Raw genomic sequence first — 17,506 nt, forward strand, 5'->3', positions numbered from 1 at the left:
AGCCCCTTACTCGAACACGTCAGCATCGGCAAGGCGCTTGGCCGCCGCGTCTTTCGCAGCCAGCAGCGGCTCGGCGTCGATCGGCCATTCGATGCCGATCTCCGGATCGTTCCAGACGATGCTGCGCTCGTGCTCGGGATACCAGTAGTCGGTGGTCTTGTAGAGGAACTGCGCGGACTCGGACAGCACCACGAACCCATGCGCGAAACCGGGCGGCACCCACAACTGCCGGTGGTTATCGACCGACAAAACCACGCCGGCCCATTTGCCGAAATTCGGCGAACTCTTGCGGATGTCGACAGCGACGTCGAACACTTCACCTTCGACGACGCGCACGAGCTTGCCCTGCGCATTCTGGACCTGGTAATGCAATCCACGCAGCACGCCCTTCGCGGAGCGCGAATGGTTGTCCTGCACGAACTCGACGCCCGGCTCGACCTGCTCGGCGAACTCCTTCGCGTTGAAGCTCTCGAAGAAAAAACCTCTCGCATCGCCGAACACCTTCGGCTCGATGATCTTGACTTCAGGCAACGCGGTAGCGGTTACTTGGATGGCCATGCCACTTGATCCGTAAGAATGTTTTGCAGATATTGCCCGTAGGCGTTTTTGGCGAGCGGTTTGGCGAGCGCCTGCAACTGCTCGCCGTCGATCCACTGTTGCCGGTAAGCGATCTCTTCTGGACACGCGACCACGAGGCCCTGACGCTTCTGCAGCGTAGCAATGAACGTGGCCGCTTCGATCAGCGAATCATGCGTGCCGGTATCGAGCCACGCGTAACCACGACCCATGATTTCCACTTCGAGCGCGGCATTGGCGAGATAACGCGAGTTGACGTCGGTGATTTCAAGTTCGCCACGCGGCGACGGCTTGATGTTCGCGGCGATGTCGCAGACCTGCTTGTCGTAGAAGTACAGACCCGTGACCGCGTAGTTCGAACGCGGCTTGGCCGGCTTCTCTTCGATCGACAGCGCGCGGAACTGCTTGTCGAATTCGACCACGCCATAACGTTCAGGATCGTGCACGTGGTACGCAAAGACCGTGGCGCCTTCCGTTTTCTCGTTGGCTCGCTCGAGCTGTTTCGCGAGATCGTGACCATAGAAAATGTTGTCGCCGAGAATCAGCGCCGACGGATCGTTGCCCACAAAGTCCCGGCCGATGATGAACGCCTGCGCGAGCCCATCCGGCGACGGCTGAACCGCGTACTGGATGTTCATGCCCCACTGGCTGCCGTCGCCCAGCATCGCTTCGAAGCGCGGCGTGTCCTGCGGCGTCGAAATGATCAGCACGTCGCGAATGCCCGCCACCATCAGCGTGGAGAGCGGATAGTAGATCATCGGCTTGTCGTACACGGGCAGCAACTGCTTGGAGACCACATGCGTGATCGGATACAGGCGTGTGCCCGAGCCGCCCGCGAGAATAATGCCTTTGCGCGCCATTGCCGTGCCTTTACGCGCGCTGCGCGTAGTTGGTCTCAACCCACTTGCGATAGTCGCCGGAGGCAACTTCGTCCGACCACTCCTGATTGTCCAGATACCACTGCACCGTTTTCGCGAGGCCCGTTTCGAATGTTTCCGCAGGCTTCCAGCCGAGTTCGCGTTCGAGCTTGCGCGCGTCGATCGCATAACGGCGGTCGTGGCCCGGACGATCCTTCACATAGCTGATCTGATCGCGGTATGACGCGCCCGCCTTCGGACGCAACTGATCGAGCAGGTCGCACAGCGTATGGACGACCTCGAGGTTCTTCTTCTCGTTCCAGCCGCCGACGTTGTACGTCTCGCCCGGCGTGCCGCGCGCGAGCACCTCGCGGATCGCGCTGCAATGGTCGCCGACATACAGCCAGTCGCGCACGTTCTGACCGTCGCCATAGACCGGCAGCGGCTTGCCGCCGAGCGCGTTGGCGATCATCAGCGGAATCAGTTTCTCGGGGAACTGGTACCGACCGTAGTTGTTCGAGCAGTTCGTGGTGAGCACCGGCAGGCCATACGTATGATGGTAGGCGCGCACCAGATGGTCGGAACCCGCCTTGGTGGCCGAGTAAGGGCTATTCGGCGCGTACGGCGTAGTCTCGGAGAATTGCGGATCGGTAGCGGAAAGCGAGCCGAACACTTCGTCGGTCGACACGTGCAGGAAGCGAAACGCGGCCTTGTCGGCCTCGCCGAGCGCATTCCAGTAATGGCGGGCCGCCTCGAGCAGCGTGAAGGTGCCGACCACGTTCGTTTGCACGAAATCAGCCGGGCCATGGATCGAACGATCCACATGGCTCTCGGCGGCAAAATGCAGCACGGCACGCGGCTTATGCTCGGCAAAGAGCGCGTCGAGCGCGGCGCGATCGCAGATATCCGCGCGCACGAAAATGTGCTTCGGATTGTTTTGTTGCGACTTGAGCGTACCCAGATTGCCGGCGTACGTCAGCTTGTCCACGTTCAGTACCGCTTCGTCCGACGCATTGAGCCAGTCGAGCACGAAATTGGCGCCGATAAAACCGGCGCCGCCCGTTACCAGAATCATGAAATTCCCTTCTAGATGTTTGGTAGCAGGTCGAATTAGGCTGACTGACCTGCTCCCACGCGTTGTGGTGTCGGAATCTTGTCGACGCCCGCCGCCGCCCCTGACATTGCGGGCGGGCGCTCAAACGCCAATCTTATGAAGCCCCGATTATAAAGCCGCCTAAGGCAAAAACTAGAACCCTAACAACTTGAAACAGCTTGACAAGTTTGGTTTCCATCATTCAATCCCGCCGTCACTTTCATGATAAATGTCGCTGTGAACGGCCGTAGGCATGATGGAGCGCCGCGCCGATGGAACGGCTAGCGGCCTGATTCAACGCGACGCACCGGCAAAACGGGAGGCAACACCGCACACATCTGAACAAATCAGCATGCAATGCGAAGCATTATGATTGTTTATACGCGATCGAAAGTCGCGCGTCACCATGGCCCAAAAAGATGGCGGATTGCCGCGCGGGTGCGGCCGATTATGCCGCCAGCATCCAGCGCAGCGTATCCATGAACGGAATGGCCTCGACTTTCGGCACGAGCGTGCGCAGCTTGGCGGGCGAACCGGCCAGCATCTTTACATCGGTTTGTCGCACGAAGGCGGGATTGATCTGAATCTCGAGCTCATGCCCCGTCAGATTGCTTGCCGCCGAGAGAATTTCGCGCAACGTGAAAGGCGTGCCGGTGCAAACATTGACCGTTTCCGAAGCGGCCCCGGAGTCGAGCAACGCTTCATAGGCGTTCGCCACGTAGCGCACGTCGGAGAAATCGCGCGCAACGTCGATATTGCCGAGTTCGATCGACGGTTCGCGGCGCGCGAAGTGCTCGACGATCTTCGGCACGAGGAAGTTGGACGCCTGGCCGCGGCCGGTATAGTTGAACGGCCGCACGATCAGGATCGGCAGGCGGTCGAACCAGGTCCGCACCATGGTTTCCATCGCCGCCTTGCTGGCCGCGTAGTGATTGACCGGCGTGACCGGAAAGCTCTCGTCGATGGCGTCGCTCGTCACGTTGCCGTAGACGTTCGCGCTGCTCGCGATCAGCAGCTTGCGGGGCGTATGGCCGACTGCGGCGCACGCCTCCAGCAGATTCAGCGTGCCGATTACGTTGACGCGGTAAAAGTCGAGCGGATCGTTATGGCCTACGAAGCTGATCGCGGCCAGATGGACGATGTAGTCGGGGCGCGCGGTTTCGATCACGCGCCGGCAGGCATCCGGCGACGTGATGTCGAGCCTCAGGCGCGTCGGCGTTTCTGGCTCGTCGCGCCCGGCGACCGTTTCGATCACCGTGTGGCCGCGACCGAGCAGGTTATCGACCAGATAGCGGCCAGTAAAGCCGCTCGCCCCGGTGACGAGCGTACGGATAGGTTGCTCTGCATGAAAAGACGACATGCTTTCTCCGTTCATGAAAGTCATCCTGTTGTGTCGCAATATCGCGGGGTCCTGCACCAGGCCGCTTGCCAGCCGCGCCTGACGCGATATCAACCCTTCAAACGGGCTATTATGTCACGCTAATATGTTGCATTGCCCAACGCGGCACGCCTCGTGCGTAACAGCGTGTATCAACCGCACCCATTTCCTTGATGACACCGTCCACCACGTCTTCCGCTGTTTCCGATCCGTCCCCACTCCCGCTCGCTTTCGGCGATCTGCAAGGTTGCCGCACGCCGTTCCAGCAGCTGCTGGCCAAGGCCGCGCCGCCGACCGGTACGCCGCTGTGGTTCGCGGGCGACCTGATCAACCGCGGCACCGAGTCGCTGGCCACGTTGCGCGACGTCATCGCGCTCGGCAAGCAGGCGGTGCCGGTGCTGGGCAATCACGACCTGCATCTGCTGTCGGTGTCGGCGGGGATTCGCAAGTCGAAGAAAGGCGACACGATCGACGAGATTCTCGCCGCGCCGGATGCCGCCGACCTGCTCGAATGGATCCGCCACCGTCCGATCGCGCACTTCGACAACGGCATGCTGATGGTCCATGCGGGCGTGCTGCCGCAGTGGGATGTGAATCTGACACTCGAACTCGCCGACGAATTGCAGCGCGCCCTGCGTGCGCCGAACTGGAAAGAGACGCTCGCCGGTTTGTACGGCAACGAGCCGAACCGCTGGAAACCGGGACTGAAGGGCATCGAGCGGCTGCGTTTGACGTGCAGCGCGTTGACGCGCGTCCGCTTTTGCAACGCCGAAGGCGTGATGGATTTCAGCAGCAGCGGCGGCCTGAACGCGGCGCCGCCGGGTTGCATGCCGTGGTTCGATGTCCCGTCGCGCAAGACCGCCGATGTGACGGTGGTGTTCGGTCATTGGGCCGCGCTCGGACTGATTTTGCGTGACAACCTGATCGGTCTCGACTCAGGCTGCGTGTGGGGCGAACAACTGTCCGCCGTGCGTCTCGCGCAAAAGCCCGCGGAACGCACGCTGACGCAGGTCGATTGCGAAAACTGCCGCGCGCCGGGCGGCGGCAACTAACTCGCCGCGGTGACGCGGCCGGATGAAAGGCCCGAGGTCAGCCCAAATGTTAGGCCGAACGTCCTGACTGGTCGACCTGATCGACTGGTCCTTCGATCAGCGTTGCCACGGCGGCGGATGTGGCGGCCCGCTCCGCCATCACCGCGCCGGTTGTCGCGGTGCCGCTTTGCATCGCCTGCAATGCGGCCGCAATCACACCTTCCGCTTCTGCCGCCAGCGTGCGCCGGTCCGCGCCTGGCGCGAGCGGTGCGCAGACATAGATATGCGCGGTGAGCGGTCCGCCGCTCAGCAGCAGATTCAGAGAATCGGCGAGCGACAGATCGTCGATATAGGCAGGCGCGGTGGATTGCCGGCCCTGCGCGTCCTCATACATGATGCACAGCGGCTGCACTGCGGCCGACGCCGACACGGCCGCCTGAAACATGTTCGCGTGAAACGGCAGCAGCGCAAGACCATTGGACGTGGTGCCCTCGGGAAACACGCACATCAATTCGCCCGCGCCCAGGCGGTCGGACAGTTCATGCATGATCCGCTTCGCGTCGCTGCGCTTTTCGCGCTGAATGAACACTGTGTCCAGTTGCTGCGCGAGCCAGCCGACCACCGGCCATTGCCGGATCTCGGCCTTCGAGACAAACGGTGTGGGCCGCCACGCATTGATCACGTAGATGTCGATCCACGAGATGTGGTTGGCGACCACCAGCGCACCCCGATCGAGCCGTGCGCTGTCGTTATGCACGACGAGCCGCATGCCGCACAGGCGCAACATCTTCAGCGACCATTCGCGATTGAGCGTGTGACGCACATGGGCGCTGGCTTTGGGAAAGCGCGTCGCCACGATCCACATGCCGTGCAGCAGATGGGCGACGAGACGGGCCTTGCGTAACGCGAGCTTCATGGTCGGAGCGTTCCTGATTGGGCCACGAACTGGCTTATGAGCGGGACGATGAGAGTAGCAACACTGCGGCGATCAACGCTGTTCGAACGCGACGCGCCCGGACACGATGGTCGCACGCACGCGCGCCGGCAATTCGTAGCCGAGGAACGGCGTATTGTGCCCCTGGCTCTTCAACGCGCGCGGCTCGACGCGCCAGTAAGCATTTCGGTCGAACACGCAAAGATCGGCCACGCCGCCCACGGCGATACGACCGGCCGCGTCCAGATTGAGCACATCGGCCGGCGCCGTGGTGATTCGGTTCAGCGCCTTGGCGAGCGGCACGCCTGCTTCATCGGCCCACTTTACCGTCAGCGACAGGAACAGCTCCAGCCCGGTCGCACCGGGCGTGGCCTCGGCGAACGGCAGCAGCTTTTCGTCGTCGTCGACGGGCGTGTGGTCGGAGCAGATCGCGTCGATCGTGCCGTCGACCAGACCGGCGCGAATCGCTTCGCGATCGCGCTGTTGACGCAACGGCGGGTCGAGCCGGAACTGCGCGTCGAAGTAGCCGATGTCGAGGTCGATCAGATGCACGTGATTCACGGTGACGTCGCACGACACCGGCAGGCCCTCGGCCTTCGCCGCGCGCATCAGCGCAATGCCCGCCGCCGACGACACGTGCGACAGATGCACCCGTGCACCGGTCACGCGCACCAGTTCGAAGACGGTGTGCAGCGCGATGGTTTCCGCCGACACCGGCACGCCCGACAGCCCCAACCGCGACGCCAGCGCGCCGCTCGCGGCCACGCCGCCCTTGCCGAGATAAGCGTCCACGGGACGCAGCCACACGGTGTAACCGTAGGTCTTCGCGTATTGCAGCGCGCGCATCAGCACCTGAGTGTCGACCACCGGCACGTCGGCCTGCGAAAAGCCGATGCAGCCCGCTTCGGTCAACTCGACCATCTCGGTGATGACCTGCCCCTTGAGGCCGACCGTCAGCGCGCCGAGCGGATACACGTGCGCCTGATCCAGATTGCGCGCGCGGAACTTGAGCATCTCGACGAGGCCCGGTTCATCGAGCGTCGGATCGGTGTCCGGCGGACACACGAGGCTCGTCACGCCACCCGCGAGCGCCGCGGCCATTTCGGATTCGAGCGTCGCCTTGTGTTCGTAGCCCGGCTCGCGCAAACGCGCCGAGAGATCGACCAGACCCGGCACGACACACAGGCCTTTGGCGTCGATCGTCTTCGCCGCGTTGAATTCCGCGGGCGCGTTGCCGATGGCGACGATCTTGCCCGCTTCGATAAAAATGTCCTGCTGCTGTTCGGTGCCCGCTGCCGGATCGATCAGCGTGCCGCCTTGAATATGAATCTTCATGCGCTGCCTTATGTTCAGCTGAGTTCAGCTAGGTTCCGCGTCGTGTGTCGCGGGTTCGTGTGCGTGAGTGACGCGGCGCCGTGGCGCTCGACGTCTGCAAGATCAATCGTGGTTGCCCGCGACGATCCCCATCACCGCCATGCGCACCGCGATCCCGAAGGTCACCTGGTTCAGAATCACCGATTGCGGGCCATCGGCCACTTGCGAATCGATTTCGACGCCGCGGTTCATCGGGCCCGGGTGCATCACGATCGCGTCGGGCGCGGCGAGCGCGAGACGCTCCGGCGTCAAGCCCCAACTCTTGAAATACTCCTGCGCCGACGGCAGCAATGCGCCGCTCATCCGCTCGTTCTGCAGACGCAGCATGATGATCACGTCGACGTCCTTCAGACCTTCGTCGAGGTTGTGAAACACGCGCACGCCCATCTGTTCCAGGCCGCCCGGCAACAGCGTGCGCGGACCGATCGCGCGCACTTCCGGCACACCGAGTGTGGTCAGCGCATGAATGTCCGAGCGGGCGACCCGCGAATGCAGAATGTCGCCGACGATCGCCACGCGCAGCTTCGTGAAATCCTTCTTGTAGTGGCGGATCGTGTACATGTCGAGCAGCCCCTGCGTGGGGTGCGCATGACGGCCGTCGCCGGCATTGATCACATGCACATGCGGCGCGCAATGCTGGGCAATCAGATAAGGCGCGCCGCTCGACGCATGGCGCACGACGAACATATCCGCATGCATCGCCGAGAGGTTGTTGATCGTGTCGAGCAGCGACTCGCCCTTGCTGGTCGACGACGCATTGATGTTCAGATTCAGCACGTCCGCCGACAGACGCGTCGCGGCGATCTCAAAGGTGGTGCGGGTGCGCGTCGAGTTCTCGAAGAACAGGTTGAACACCGACTTGCCGCGCAACAGCGGCACCTTCTTCACTTCGCGATCGGTCACGCTGACGAACTGGTCGGCGGTGTCGAGAATGTGATTGACGATCGCCTTCGGCAAGCCCTCGATCGACAACAGATGTTTCAGCTCGCCATTTTTCGTGAGCTGCGGATTGCCCTTCAGGAAGCCATAACGGAAGCGCTCGGTGGCGCTATCGGCGGAATCCTTGGGAGCCTGGGAGGCGGTGTTCATGGTGTACCTGCTTCAAATACGGGCTTCAACGTGATCGGTGTCGATGCTGACTGCGTGTGACGATGCCAAGCCGGCTTTCGCGCGCGATGCCGCGGCGACCGGCTCGAAAAATCTCTCTTGTGTGGCGTGTGATGGCTCGATGCAATGCGCCGATTGCGACGGACTCGCTGCGCGCCTGGCGCATCGCGCCGTGTTCAATCGACGCGTGCTTCAGTGTGAAAAGTGAAACGCGGCTGACCGGGTGCGCCGCCTGCTTCAACGCTTTCCGAGCGGGCTAGCACGAGCGTGGCGTCGGCGGGAATGTTCACCACGCCGCCGACAAAGCGCGCCGCCATCGGCAATTCGCGCCCGCCGCGATCGGCGAGCACCGCCAGTTCGACCGATGCCGGGCGGCCGTAGTCGTACAGCTCGTTCAGCGCCGCGCGAATCGTGCGGCCGGTGTACAGCACGTCGTCGACCAGCACGATACGGCGGCCGTCGACCGAAAACGGCAGCGAGGTCGGGCTCGCCTGCGAGTGCAGGCCTTTCTTCGCGTAATCGTCGCGATGCAGCGCGACGTTCACCACGCCGAAGCTTGGCAGGTTCAGGTCGCGCGCCAGCCGCTCGGCAAGCCACGCGCCGCCGCTGTAGATGCCGGCCAGCACCGCGCCTTCGGTGCCGTCTTGCCCGCCGCCGAGCTGGTCGCCATACACCGCGCGAATCTGGTCGAGCAGCGCGCGATAAAGCGCTTCGGCGTCAATGGAACTCATGATCGTCGGAAAGTCCGTCTAGATATTGCTGGAGGATGATGCTGGCGGCTTCGGCGTCGAGCATGTCGGCGCGGCCGTTGCCGGCGCGGATTTCCGCCTTCGCCTCGACCGACGAATAGCGTTCGTCGATCCACGTGACCGGCAGATTGAAGCGGCCGTTCAGCTGATTGCCGAAGCGCTTCGCGAGCTGCGTCATTTCGTGCGGCGTGCCGTCCGGATGCATCGGCAAGCCGACCACGAGCGCGTCCGGCTTCCATTCGGCGATCAGTTTGCCGACCGCCTCGAAGCGGTATTCGCGGCTGCGGTTCTGCACGATCACGAGCGCCCGCGCGCGACGCGTCAGCGAATTGCCGACCGCCACGCCGATGCGTTTTTCACCGTAGTCGAACGCAAGCAGCGTCGCCTCACGTCCGCCCGGCAGGCTCATGCGTGACCCGCCTCGCCCGACAGCATGGACAGGTTGATGCCGAGCAAGGCCAGCGCGGCTTCGAGACGCTCTTCGGCGGGTACGTCGAAGACGATTTTCGGGTCGGCTTCGACCGTCAGCCAGCCATTCTTCGAAATCTCTTCTTCGAGCTGGCCCGCGCCCCAGCCGGCATGGCCGAGCGTGAGCAGGAAACGCTCGGGACCCGTGCCGCTCGCCACCGCTTCGAGCACGTCTTTCGAGGTGGTCATCTCGAGACCGCCCGGCACCGACATGGACGAGGTGTACGCGTTGCCATCTTTCGGATCGTGCAGCACGAAGCCGCGCTCGGTCTGCACTGGGCCGCCGAAATAAACGGGCACATGGAGAAGGGGTTCGATCTCGAGCTTGAGATCGATGCGACTGAAGAGCGCTTGCAGGTCGATATCGGTCGGCCGGTTGATCACGAGGCCGAGCGCACCGCGCTCACTGTGATCGCAAAGGTAGACCACCGTTCCTGAAAACGTCGGATCCGCCATGTTCGGCATGGCGATCAGGAACTGGTTGGTCAGATTGATGCGATCGGTACTCTTGGACATAGTTCGGATTTTAGCAAAGACGATGCAGGATGGCGGGCTTTGAGCGTGGAACCGCGATGTGTGCCATGGAGCGTGCCGCGAGCCATCGACGGCGATTCAAGTTGCACTCTATCACGCACGCGGGCGCTCGCCACGGTGCAGGTTCGCAGGGTTTCGCGGCACGCGTATTGCGTGCCGCCGGGATATGTCATTGCGGCCCGTTGCGTCCGGCCGGCAGACGGTCCGGCGGGCCGAATCCGCCACGCGTATTGTTCACGCGCCGCCCTGCTCGATCGAGCGCGTCAAGGCCGCCAGCGCGGTGTTGCCGCCGGGCGGCGCGACGCCCGCTGCGACTTTGTGAAGCGTGGCACGCAAAGCTTCGGCGGCCTGCTCGAGCGTGCTCGCCGCCGGCGCGCCGACTATCACATGCGCGCGCACCGCGGGCGTCGACACGCCGGCATGCGCGCGACGGCGCCACGCGAGCCCCAGCGCGTCGGCCAGCAGCGCCACGTGGCCGAGGCCCAGCGCGCACGCGGCGGAGCCGAGCCGGTAGGCGGCATCGCCCGCCTGCAGCGCTTCGCTCGGATCGGCTTTTTCGGGCTGGTCGGCGGCGCGGGCGTGCTCGGTCAATGCGGAAATCGAGGCGTCCGCGGTTTGCAGAAAATCTTCGTACGCGTTCGCGTTAACCGCCAGCACGCCCAACTCGCGCGTCAGTGCGCCACGGGTGGCGCTGATCGCCTGGGCCTGCACCGCGCCCGCTTCCCAAAGCATTTCGGATGCCTGGGTGCCCGCGACGTGCCAGTCGACGGTCAAGCCGTAGTCGTGCAGCACTTCCACCTGGTCGGCGTCTTCCGCTGCGGCGCCGAATAACGCGTAGTCGCGCCACAGCAGCGCAAGCGTCGCGCGCACGAGGGAGCGCGGCGCAAGTTCGATGCCGCGCGCATGATCGGCGAGCGCGAGGTTGCAACGGGCGTAGAAACGCCGCGCGTCGGTTTCCCCGGTGGCGCGGCCGCTGACCCGTAAAGCCTTGGCGCAGGCCTTGGCGAGGCGCCAGAAATCGTAAGGGTCCGGGCCGGCGAGTTCACTGAAAACGGCGTCCAGTTCGTCGAGTGCCGCATTGGTCACGGCCAGCGCCGCCGCACTGCCGGAATCGGCCTGCGAGCGCAGCACCGGCAGCAGCGCGCGCTCATAGCGAGCCCGCAGATGAGCCAATTGATCGGCGGACTGCGCGTGCAGCGAGACCGGTGGCACCGGCCGCGCGGTCAACGCGAGATCTTCGAACGCGACGGTGGAACCGGGCGTGTGCTCCGACAGATGCGTGCAGAGCGCCCGGTAATGATTGAACAGTACGGGCGAGCAGGACAGCTCGCGCAGATTGTGGCGTTCGAGCGCGGCGCGGAAGTCGCGCAAGGCCGCGCCGAACACGGGCCGCGCGTTGGCCGCATCTGCCGGGTCGCCCTCCAGGAGCGGCGACAGCCGCACCAGCGCGTCAGCAAAACGCTGCGCGCTCAGCCAACCGGCTCCGCGCAATGCGTGCGACGCACGCAGCAACGCCGAGGTGCTCTCGCTGTGCTGTTCGAATGCCAGCAGCGCCTCGGCCAGCGCCAGTTCGGCCGGACGCACAGCGCCGCCGCGCGGGTTCGGCAAGGCATCGAAGGAAACGGGTGCAGCGGATCGAAGAGTCATGGGCAGGCGACACGAAGCTGACGGGCCGTCGCCTCGCGCCGCACGCAGACTGATCGGCTAACGCGCGAACCGGCAACAGGACAATGACAGACTAACGTTGCGACACGGCACAGCCGAGGACGTTCCGCGTCGACGCGTTGGGGCAAACTTCAGAGCGCACCGGGTGCGTTCGATCCGGCGCGCCACGCCGGCTGCGAAACACCATGCCAATGCCGCGCCGCAGGCATGCGGCACGGCCTGCAGCCGGCATGCCGGCTGCTCCCGGACTTCAGATCTGGACCATCTCGAAGTCTTCCTTACGCGCGCCGCACTCCGGGCAGGTCCAGTTAATGGGGACGTCTTCCCAGCGGGTGCCCGGCGCAATGCCTTCGTCCGGCAAACCGGCTTCTTCGTCGTAAATCCAGCCGCAAATCAGGCACATCCAGCTTTGATATTCCATTCTTGTGTCGCGTCGTAGAGTCCGTGGAAACGGGAGCCATGATGGTACCGTGTTGCCGCCCCAATGCCTAGCAATCAGAAACGCGCAATCGTAGCGTGCTACGGCCTTTGGCTATGCAGTTTGCGTCGGCCGGCACGGTGGTTGCGGCGCCATGCCGCGCGCCGGCCGCGGCTGGCTTGCTGCAATGCATCGCGAGATGCGAAAAAACGCCCTCGCGACGGTTTAGGCCGCATAATTGAGTCGATTGCGCACTCTCTGCGCCTAAATTTAGCTCCTTTCTGTCAATCTTCATGCCCAGCGACACGCCTCCGATCGTCCTCACCTTCGGCCTTTCCGATCCCACTGGCGGCTCCGGCCTGCAAGCCGACCTGATGACCCTTGCCAGCATGGGCTGTCATGGCGTCTCCGTGCTCACGGGCTACACCGTGCGCGACTCGGCGAGCTGCGACGAAGTCACCGGACTCGACCCTGAAGTGGTCGCGACCCAGGCGCGAATGCTGCTCGAAGACATGCCGATCGCCGCGTTCAAGGTCGGCGCCTGCACCCGTGCGGAAGTGGTGAGCGCAATTGCCGAAGTCGTCGCCGATTACGACGACATTCCGCTGATTCTCGCCCCCGATTTCACGCTCGACGACGAGCACGTGCTGTCCGCCGACGAACTGCGCGAAGCGATCGCCGATCTGCTCGCGCCGCAAACCACGTTGCTGGTCGCCGATTCCGCCACGCTGCTCGCGCTCGCGCAGCCGGACGGCGACGCCGAAGCGCCGAGCCTCGACGCCGCCATCTCGCATCTGCTGTCGCAAGGCTGCGAATACATTCTGTCAACGGAAACCGGCACACACCGGCACGTCAACACGCTGTTCAGCGAAGACGGCCAGTTGCGTCAGGACATGTGGGACCGCGGCAGCCATCGGATCATGGGCTTGACGGATACGCTGGGCTCGGCGATCGCCGCGTTGCTGGCCAACGGCCAGGAGCCCGCTGAAGCGGTGCGCGAGGCGCAGGAATATTTGTACCAGGCCCTGCGCAACGCCTTCCGGCCGGGCATGGGTGCGTATATGCCGGACCGGTTCTTCTGGGCGCGCAGCAGCGACAACGATACGCCGCCGACAGCTGGCAAGGATGCGGCGCCGGGCGAAGCGCGGCACTGATAGCTGGCGCGAAGCACCGGCCGCTTTCCCGGCGCTTCAGCCCGCAGCAAGCGCCATAAAAAAACCCGCATTTCTGCGGGTTTTTTCTTTTGGGAAGCACGCCTCGCGGAGCACTCCCCCATGTGCTTCCAACTGGACCTCGTAACGAGGCCCAACTGAAATTACATGTCCATGCCCATGCCGCCCATGCCGCCGGGCATACCGCCGCCCATCGGAGCATCTTCCTTCGGCAGTTCGCAGACAGCTGCGTCGGTCGTCAGCAGGAGACCCGCCACCGAAGCTGCGTTTTGCAGCGCCGTGCGCGTCACCTTCGTCGGATCCACGACACCTGCGTCAACCAGGTCGACGTACTCGCCGGTTGCTGCGTTGTAGCCGTAGTTGCCCTTGCCAGCAGCAACAGCTGCCACCACGACGCTGGCTTCTTCGCCACCGTTCGTGACGATCTGGCGCAGCGGCTCTTCCATCGCGCGCAGCACGATCTTGATACCTGCGTCCTGATCGGCGTTCAAGCCCTTCAGGCCGGCGATTGCCGTACGTGCGCGGATCAGCGCGACGCCGCCGCCAGCAACGATGCCTTCTTCCACAGCTGCGCGCGTTGCGTGCAGTGCGTCTTCGACACGTGCCTTCTTTTCCTTCATTTCGACTTCGGTCGCAGCGCCGACCTTGATCACCGCAACGCCGCCTGCCAGCTTGGCAACGCGTTCTTGCAGCTTTTCACGGTCGTAGTCCGACGTTGCTTCTTCGATTTGCGTGCGAACTTGCTTCACACGTGCTTCGATGTTCGCACCTTCGCCAGCGCCGTCGATGATCGTCGTGTTTTCCTTGCCCACTTCGATGCGCTTCGCTTGACCCAGTTCAGCCAGCGTTGCCTTTTCGAGCGTCAGGCCGGTTTCTTCAGCGATGACTTGACCGCCGGTCAGGATCGCGATGTCTTCCAGCATGGCCTTACGACGATCGCCGAAGCCCGGAGCCTTGACAGCAACCGTCTTCAGGATGCCGCGGATGTTGTTCACCACCAGCGTTGCCAGTGCTTCGCCTTCGACGTCTTCTGCGATGATCAGCAGCGGACGGCCAGCCTTGGCGACTTGCTCCAGGACCGGCAGCAGATCACGGATGTTCGACACCTTCTTGTCGTGCAGCAGCACGAACGGGTTGTCCAACACGGCAACTTGCTTGTCCGGGTTGTTGATGAAGTACGGCGACAGGTAGCCGCGGTCGAATTGCATACCTTCGACCACGTCCAGCTCGTCTTGCAGCGACTTGCCGTCTTCAACGGTGATGACGCCTTCCTTGCCGACCTTGTCCATGGCTTCAGCGATACGATCGCCGATCGACGAGTCGCTGTTTGCCGAAATCGCGCCGACTTGTGCGATTTCCTTGTTGGTCGTGCACGGCTTGCTGATCTTGCGCAGTTCTTCGATCGCTGCGAACACAGCCTTGTCGATACCGCGCTTCAGGTCCATCGGGTTCATGCCCGATGCGACGTACTTCATGCCTTCGCGGACGATCGACTGAGCCAGAACCGTTGCGGTCGTGGTGCCGTCACCTGCGTTGTCGCTGGTCTTGGAAGCAACTTCCTTGACCATTTGCGCGCCCATGTTCTGGAGCTTGTCTTTCAGTTCGATCTCTTTCGCGACCGACACACCGTCCTTCGTGACCGTCGGGCCGCCGAAGCTGCGTTCCAGGACAACGTTGCGACCCTTCGGGCCCAGCGTGACCTTCACAGCGTTCGCGAGGATGTTCACGCCTTCAACCATCTTGGCACGGGCGGAATCACCGAATACGACGTCTTTAGCTGCCATCTTCTAACTCCTTGAATTCTTTAAGATATGACCGGGAAAAGTAGCGACCAGCGCTTACTTTTGCACCACGGCCATGATGTCTTCTTCGCGCATCACGAGCAGTTCGTTGCCGTCGACCTTAACGGTCTGGCCTGCGTACTTGCCGAACAGGACGCGGTCACCAACCTTCACGTCGAGCGCGATTTGAGCGCCCTTGTCGTCACGCTTGCCCGGGCCGACTGCCAGAATTTCGCCTTGATCCGGCTTTTCTGCTGCGGCTTCGGGGATCACGATGCCCGACGCGGTCTTGGTTTCTTGATCCAGACGTTTGACGATCACGCGATCATGCAAAGGACGAAGGTTCATACATACTCCTCTCTTGATTGAGACTGAAGAACGCTGAGAAAACCCGGCTGGCTGAGCCAACCGGCGATGTTGTTAGCACTCTCGTGCAGCGAGTGCTAATTATATGGACGGGTGGTGACAAATTCAAGAAGGGATGCTGCTGTTGGGTGAGATTCACTTAACTTTGGACCTTGTCCACTTAAGTCTGAGCGCCCGAGCGGCGCCCGGCCGCCATCATGAAAGGAAATATCATTTTGAAACAACGGGTTATTGTTAAACCAGCTGTTCCACAATGCCGCGAGCGCAGTGCGGCCGCGCGGCTTTTTCTGACCGCATCTGTCCGCGCGTCCGGGTGACTCACGCTAAATCCAGGGGAAAACCCCGCCCCGAGTGCAATCGTCAGTGATGTTCGGGCAAATCGAAAATCATGTTTCGGCCCCTGCCAGCACCTAACTCTCTCTCCCAGCCGGCTGAGGACGGAATTGACAGTCAGCTCGACACGCGCGGCGGTCATCGCGCTGCGCCAGAGACAAATTGTACGTTGTGTCTGTATTGGCTCGGTGTCACCCCTTGCTGACGAGCAAAGAAGCGCGTGAAGTTCCCAGGCGAGTCAAAGCCCAGATTGAGCGCAACATCCTGAAGTGCCATTTCCTGCTGCGAAACACTTTGAATCGACAGATCCATCCGCAGCATGCTGCCGAATGTCGCCGGCGTCATGCCTGTCTGCTTGCGGAATAGATGGAAGAAATGTGGACGCGATAGCCCAACCGTTTGTGCAAGATCATCGAAGTCGAGTGCGATGCCCCGCACCTCTTTCATCGCTTCGATCACGCGACGAATTCTGATGTCATAAGCGATTCCGCCAACGGATCCGACCGCTGACAGCTCATTCCTCTGGGGCAATACACCGACGAGTTCGCCGGTCATGTCGGCGATCAGCCCTTGGAGCGCTTGAAGCGACTGGCCCTCACGGTCGGTCAGGATGTCGAGCAGGTCAGTATGAAGGCGGCCAAGCTTCCCCTGCAACGCTACGGACGGCCTCGAAAAAAACCGGGGATGAATGCTGTAAGCGAAGCGCCGGTCGACCTCCCTCAACCAGTCCGGCTCCAGGTAAAGGGCCAGCAGCACAGTCGGCTGCGATTGTGGGCGATGCTCATAGAAGTGCGGCTCCCACGCATTCACGAGCAACACGTTCCTGTCCGACAAAACGTGCTCACGATTGCGGATTCCGAACTGGATGTCCGGACCGTCCTCCTTGAAGATAACGTGAGAAACCCGGTGTGCGTGCAAGACCATGCTTTTGTCCAGCATGAGCAACGCCACTCTTCCAACCGGCCCGTGAATGATTCGCAAAGGTTCCGACATGGTGATTGGCTCTTGCCGCCCCGATGAATTCAAAGCGCTCTTATTCGCTCGGCCGCTTCGCGCAAAAAATCATCATCCGGAATGATAAATCGGGCCCGTCCGGGACAAGTTTGCATACTGCAGGGACAAGGACAAGTGGGAAATTCGCCTACTCTGGCGGATAGGTTCGCCGCTATCGAAGTACGGTCCAGCGGCCAATCAACACGCTTCGAAGTCCGAACGTGAATGGCGTCTGCTGCGATGCAGAACGCCTCCCGTGACATTCGCAAATCAAGGAGACGATCATGGCTGGTGTCGGCAGTGAAAAGGTGTTGGAGAATGACAAGGTCATCGTATGGAATTTCGTCCTCGCTCCGGGCGAGGAAACACCGGTACATACCCATACGCATTCCTACATGTGGTACGCGATCGAAGGTGCCCCCTTGCATATCTTCGACGAAAACGGCGGGGACCTCGGTATCTTCGACGTGCCAACGGGCGCGATTTATTCCCTCAAATGCGAGGACGGATATCTGGAAGTCCTGTCCGAGATCGGCAAGGGCGCCAAGGTCCCTGCGACGCACAAGGCGCGCAACGAGGGAAGCAAGCCATACCGCGAGGTGCTCGTCGAATACAAATAGCAGCGCGTTTGATTGAGACGCCCTGGTACCCGATCAAGGTGACACTAACGCAGACGG

General features: G+C 62.4%; 18 protein-coding genes. 3 read left to right on the top strand and 15 right to left on the bottom strand.

The genetic code is table 11. From position 1 onward, the window contains the following. Positions 1-6: 6 nt before the first annotated feature. The 4 genes from rfbC to P0D80_RS09525 all read right to left on the bottom strand — a co-directional run bounded on the left by rfbC (position 7) and on the right by P0D80_RS09525 (position 3,886). The gene (gene rfbC, locus P0D80_RS09510) at positions 7-558 is read right to left on the bottom strand and encodes a dTDP-4-dehydrorhamnose 3,5-epimerase (RefSeq protein WP_132375865.1); all 552 of its coding nucleotides are present in this window, start codon (positions 556-558) and stop codon (positions 7-9) included. Next, entirely contained in the window at positions 543-1,436 is an 894-nt protein-coding gene (rfbA, locus tag P0D80_RS09515) for a glucose-1-phosphate thymidylyltransferase RfbA (protein WP_408283141.1), read from the bottom strand. The genes rfbC and rfbA overlap by 16 nt, the downstream gene beginning before the upstream one ends. A gap of 10 nt (positions 1,437-1,446) precedes the next feature. Beyond that, a complete protein-coding gene (gene rfbB, locus P0D80_RS09520; RefSeq protein ID WP_408179367.1) occupies positions 1,447-2,508 on the bottom strand; it encodes a dTDP-glucose 4,6-dehydratase in 1,062 nt (353 codons plus the stop codon). A gap of 466 nt (positions 2,509-2,974) precedes the next feature. After that, positions 2,975-3,886, bottom strand: a complete 912-nt coding sequence (locus P0D80_RS09525; protein WP_408283145.1) for a GDP-mannose 4,6-dehydratase — start codon at positions 3,884-3,886, stop codon at positions 2,975-2,977. Positions 3,887-4,077: 191 nt separating this feature from the next. Here P0D80_RS09525 and P0D80_RS09530 point away from each other — a divergent pair, with 191 nt between their 5' ends. Continuing rightward, entirely contained in the window at positions 4,078-4,956 is an 879-nt protein-coding gene (locus P0D80_RS09530; protein ID WP_408283148.1) for a symmetrical bis(5'-nucleosyl)-tetraphosphatase, read from the top strand. Between the two features lie 49 nt (positions 4,957-5,005). Here P0D80_RS09530 and P0D80_RS09535 read toward each other — a convergent pair whose 3' ends face one another. From P0D80_RS09535 to P0D80_RS09570, 8 genes are all read right to left on the bottom strand, one after another. Continuing rightward, positions 5,006-5,851: a lysophospholipid acyltransferase family protein gene (locus P0D80_RS09535; RefSeq protein WP_408283151.1), complete on the bottom strand. Its 846-nt coding sequence runs from the start codon at positions 5,849-5,851 to the stop codon at positions 5,006-5,008. A gap of 72 nt (positions 5,852-5,923) precedes the next feature. Further along, positions 5,924-7,204, bottom strand: coding sequence for a dihydroorotase (locus P0D80_RS09540; protein ID WP_408283154.1), 1,281 nt, complete (start codon positions 7,202-7,204; stop codon positions 5,924-5,926). Between the two features lie 102 nt (positions 7,205-7,306). Next, positions 7,307-8,332, bottom strand: coding sequence for an aspartate carbamoyltransferase catalytic subunit (locus P0D80_RS09545; RefSeq protein ID WP_106310148.1), 1,026 nt, complete (start codon positions 8,330-8,332; stop codon positions 7,307-7,309). A 194-nt stretch (positions 8,333-8,526) separates the two neighbouring features. Continuing rightward, positions 8,527-9,081 (bottom strand): bifunctional pyr operon transcriptional regulator/uracil phosphoribosyltransferase PyrR, encoded by a 555-nt coding sequence (gene pyrR / locus P0D80_RS09550; RefSeq protein WP_408283157.1) that lies wholly within the window; start codon positions 9,079-9,081, stop codon positions 8,527-8,529. Beyond that, a complete protein-coding gene (gene ruvX, locus P0D80_RS09555) occupies positions 9,068-9,508 on the bottom strand; it encodes a Holliday junction resolvase RuvX (protein ID WP_408179357.1) in 441 nt (146 codons plus the stop codon). The genes pyrR and ruvX overlap by 14 nt, the downstream gene beginning before the upstream one ends. Next, positions 9,505-10,083 (bottom strand): YqgE/AlgH family protein, encoded by a 579-nt coding sequence (locus P0D80_RS09560; RefSeq protein ID WP_007178990.1) that lies wholly within the window; start codon positions 10,081-10,083, stop codon positions 9,505-9,507. The genes ruvX and P0D80_RS09560 overlap by 4 nt, the downstream gene beginning before the upstream one ends. Positions 10,084-10,335: 252 nt before the next feature. Continuing rightward, positions 10,336-11,748 (bottom strand): FimL-related protein, encoded by a 1,413-nt coding sequence (locus P0D80_RS09565; protein ID WP_408283161.1) that lies wholly within the window; start codon positions 11,746-11,748, stop codon positions 10,336-10,338. Positions 11,749-12,016: 268 nt separating this feature from the next. Beyond that, positions 12,017-12,187 carry a rubredoxin gene (locus tag P0D80_RS09570; RefSeq protein WP_006047743.1) on the bottom strand — a complete coding sequence of 57 codons (171 nt, stop codon included), beginning with the start codon at positions 12,185-12,187 and terminating at the stop codon, positions 12,017-12,019. Positions 12,188-12,477: 290 nt separating this feature from the next. On the opposite strand from P0D80_RS09570, the gene P0D80_RS09575 reads away from it, so the two are divergent. Beyond that, a complete protein-coding gene (locus P0D80_RS09575; RefSeq protein ID WP_408283164.1) occupies positions 12,478-13,338 on the top strand; it encodes a hydroxymethylpyrimidine/phosphomethylpyrimidine kinase in 861 nt (286 codons plus the stop codon). Positions 13,339-13,499: 161 nt separating this feature from the next. Here P0D80_RS09575 and groL read toward each other — a convergent pair whose 3' ends face one another. The 3 genes from groL to P0D80_RS09590 form a co-directional block, all read right to left on the bottom strand. Beyond that, positions 13,500-15,140, bottom strand: coding sequence for a chaperonin GroEL (groL, locus tag P0D80_RS09580; RefSeq protein WP_132375877.1), 1,641 nt, complete (start codon positions 15,138-15,140; stop codon positions 13,500-13,502). 54 nt (positions 15,141-15,194) lie between these two features. Continuing rightward, positions 15,195-15,485, bottom strand: a complete 291-nt coding sequence (gene groES / locus P0D80_RS09585) for a co-chaperone GroES (RefSeq protein WP_007178996.1) — start codon at positions 15,483-15,485, stop codon at positions 15,195-15,197. Positions 15,486-15,974: 489 nt separating this feature from the next. Next, positions 15,975-16,775 (bottom strand): helix-turn-helix transcriptional regulator, encoded by an 801-nt coding sequence (locus P0D80_RS09590; RefSeq protein ID WP_408283167.1) that lies wholly within the window; start codon positions 16,773-16,775, stop codon positions 15,975-15,977. A 338-nt stretch (positions 16,776-17,113) separates the two neighbouring features. Here P0D80_RS09590 and P0D80_RS09595 point away from each other — a divergent pair, with 338 nt between their 5' ends. After that, positions 17,114-17,449, top strand: a complete 336-nt coding sequence (locus tag P0D80_RS09595; protein ID WP_408283170.1) for a cupin domain-containing protein — start codon at positions 17,114-17,116, stop codon at positions 17,447-17,449. Positions 17,450-17,506: the final 57 nt, after the last annotated feature.

Origin of the sequence: Paraburkholderia sp. RL17-373-BIF-A (genome assembly GCF_046030175.1) — a bacterium.
Taxonomy (GTDB): domain Bacteria; phylum Pseudomonadota; class Gammaproteobacteria; order Burkholderiales; family Burkholderiaceae; genus Paraburkholderia.